The organism is Burkholderia sp. RS01 (assembly GCF_039748055.1).
In the GTDB taxonomy this organism is placed as follows: Bacteria; Actinomycetota; Actinomycetes; order Actinomycetales; family Micrococcaceae; genus Arthrobacter.
In genome coordinates, this window is record NZ_JBDLAK010000050.1 from 1 (window position 1) to 1,469 (window position 1,469).

The 1,469-nt window shown below is 66.4% G+C and carries 2 protein-coding genes; both read left to right on the top strand.

Features of this window, described 5'->3' with window-relative positions; translation table 11 throughout:
* The coding region (locus tag ABFP37_RS22455; protein ID WP_347035026.1) for a tyrosine-type recombinase/integrase at window positions 1–395 on the top strand (395 nt) is incomplete at its 5' end.
* Window positions 361–1,469: hypothetical protein (locus tag ABFP37_RS22460; protein WP_347035027.1), on the top strand; the 1,109-nt coding region annotated here is incomplete at its 3' end. The genes ABFP37_RS22455 and ABFP37_RS22460, both read left to right, overlap by 35 nt.

Here is a 1,469-nt window from a genome sequence, read left to right on the forward strand (position 1 = left end):
TCGGCAAGGGGCAGCGGGAACGGCGGGTGCCCCTTGACGCGGACGTGGCTTCAGTCATCCAGGTGTATCTGCTGGCCGAGCGGCCCGAATCTGTCAGTGCACGCCTGTTTCTCGTGGCCAAGGGGCCGAACCGGGGCCAGCCGTTGACCGCGGCCGGGCTGCGAACGGTCTTCCGCTATCACCGCGGCCTGACCGGAATCGTTGGCGGTCACCCGCACGCTTTGCGGCACACGTTCGGGACCGCGCTGGCCGAGGCGGGCGTCGATCTGGCGGTGATGCAGGCCTTGCTCGGCCATGCCCACGTCGATACCACTGCCCGCTACATCCATCTGGCTCCGGCCCACGTGAAAGCAGAGTTCGATGCCGCTCGCGATCGCATCCGTTCCCGGCAGTGACCCGCACACCGCCTATCTGGACTACCTGAGGCGGACCGGTCGGGGAAACACCGCGTACTCATCAGCGGCCAGGACGTTCTTCAAGCGGTGGCCGGAACCGCAACAATGGTCGGCCGAGCCGCTGCAGGTTCGCTTGTCCGCCGGGGCAGCTACCCGGCCGATCATCACCTTCCTGATGCTGCACCAAGGCCTGCAGCCCGGCTATGACTACCTGCTTGAACGCAAGCTCTCCAGCATCTGGCGCGAGGTCAAAGACTCACCACTGGCAGCCGACCTCGACCGGTTCATGACCGCAGCCGCCGACCTGGGATTCACCGAACGGGTCCGGTTCGCTACCGGTTCCCAGGTGCCGGTAAGGCTCCTCATTCAAACCGGCCGGCGACTGGAACAGCTCACCCTGGCCGATCTGGCCGAATTCACCGCCGCCTGCCGGGACAGGCAGGAACGCACCGGCAAGGGACACAGCCACTACCTGGCGGCGGCAAGCAACGCCCAGCGGGTGCTGTTTCACCTCGGAGTCCTTGATGAACTGCCCCGCGGCGGCGGCCCTGTCCCGTTCGCCGAGCGGCTGGCCCAGGTGCGTCCGCCGATCCGGACAGCGATGATCGCCTATCTGGACCGCAAGCGCGCGACCTGCCGCCCGAAGACCGTGTCAACGATCGCGACCCGACTCAAGCACTTCGGTGAGTTCCTGGCCGGCATCGACCCGGATCTGGACTCCGTCGCTGCACTCGATCGACGCAAGCACATCGAGCCTTATCTGAGCAGCATGGTCGATGCCGTCAACACGAAAAACGGCGAGATGATCACCGTCGCTGACCGGTCGCGGCGAGTGCTCGCGCTGATGGGGTTCCTGACCGACATCACCGAGTGGGACTGGCCCGAAGCCCCGCCACGCAAGCTGCTGTTCCGTGACGACATTCCCAAGCTCCCGCAAACATTGCCCCGTTACCTGCCCGTCGACATCGACCGGCGGCTCACCCAGGTCCTCACCGACTCCCCGGGCAATGAACTGGCCGCGGCCGCCCTGCGGCTCCAACGCGCCTGCGGACTGCGTGTCGGGGAACTGCTCGA